This is a genomic window from Gordonia sp. CNJ-863 (assembly GCF_001942325.1).
Classification (GTDB): Bacteria; Actinomycetota; Actinomycetes; order Mycobacteriales; family Mycobacteriaceae; genus Gordonia; species Gordonia alkanivorans.
Map to the genome: position 1 here is coordinate 1 of NZ_MKKG01000074.1, position 1,467 is coordinate 1,467.

Annotated in this window: 1 pseudogene; it reads right to left on the reverse strand. The window is 63.2% G+C overall.

Features of this window, described 5'->3' with window-relative positions:
* Nucleotides 1-761: 761 nt before the first annotated feature.
* Nucleotides 762-1,467: pseudogene (locus BJF87_RS27015) on the reverse strand (hypothetical protein); the annotation flags it as partial.

Consider the following 1,467-nt stretch of genomic DNA (forward strand, 5'->3'; position numbering starts at 1 on the left):
CGGTGCCACCCTGCTCCGGAACAGCGAACGCCGCACCCGCACCAGCAGTGATCGACACCGCCACAACAGCAGACGTCACCGACAACAACGGACCACTCGGCGCCCGACGCCTACGATGCCGACCTCGACTCTGGGTCACCGCTGCGCTCCCTCTCCCAGCGAACTTCACTAGTCAACCCGGATTACGGCGCGCCCTACGGAACGAGCACGTAGGCGCCACCGTTGTATCCCTGCCGCACGCGGACGGGACTGTTTACCGAATAGGTCGTCAAACCGATAGACGCGGGACCTGATCCCGTGGCGACTTCCCAAACCTTCTTCGCGCCGCTACGAGGACCGAACGAAGCGGTGACCCACTTCTCCCGACCAAGCCCCGCGGAACCGTTGTAGAGCGTGTTAATTCGCATGCGACAGTTTGGGTTTCGCTTCCACGTTGCCCCATTGCCTGTGAACCCAAGAGAGGTAACGGTCACCCGCACGACACCGCGCTTTTGCGGCGGCGCGTCGACATCGACCCTCAAGACACCATGACAAAAGGAGTGGTCGCCGAACGTCCCGAAGGAAGTCGACGCAGGAAAGTGAGGTATAGGAGAGGCGGACGCCTGCCCCGCCCCGACCAAACTTGCAGTCGCAGCAACTGCAGACGCCGCCGCGGCCACTGCCAATCTTTTCATATCTTCTCTCCGCCTGTCTCTATGCGCTGATTCGTCTCAGGAAGCGTCCGTCAGGCTTCGTGAGGGCCGAACCAATGGCCACCCGAACTACCGTGTGCTTTCCGCCGGCCACAGAACCTCGCTACCCGGAATCGCCTTCTTCACGCTGTCTGATTGCGCCCTGGTCCAGTCTCGAACAGACTTTTCAGCCCCCGGACCTAGAACCGCGTACGGTGCTCGCGCCTCTTCACCTGACCACTTATGGGTTGAAGTCCCGAGCTTGAGATTCACGTTCCCGCGGTGGTTGACCACATAATCGACAGCAGGAAGACCAGAGCGGCGTGCTTCCTCAGGTGAAAGGTGGAACTCGAACTGGCTCGGCCCATCAGCCTCGGGCGCCGCACGCCGAGGCCCGTTCTGTTGCCAGGGTTCATCCGGATCCGCCCCCGGATCACCGGCACCGAGCGAGTACGCGAGGAGACCGCCTGCAGTGCCGCCGAGTGCGAAACCGAGAGCAGCGCCTGCCGCAGCACCGCCAACGCCACCAACTCCCGCGCCGATCAAAGCGCCAACACCAGCCCCGTACGGTGCCTCGACACCGAAAGTAGGGATACCGAGTATGAGTGCCCCTGCGACCGCGCCGACACCTGCACCACCCACGGCTCCGACAACCGCTGCCGGAATACCCAGCGCGACAGCACCAGCCGTGCCACCGGCCATCACACCGATGATCGTGGCAGCAGCACGACGACTCGCCTCGTCCTCCGGCACACCCACCGAGATCAAACCCTGAGCGATCTTCGCCTCGCCATAC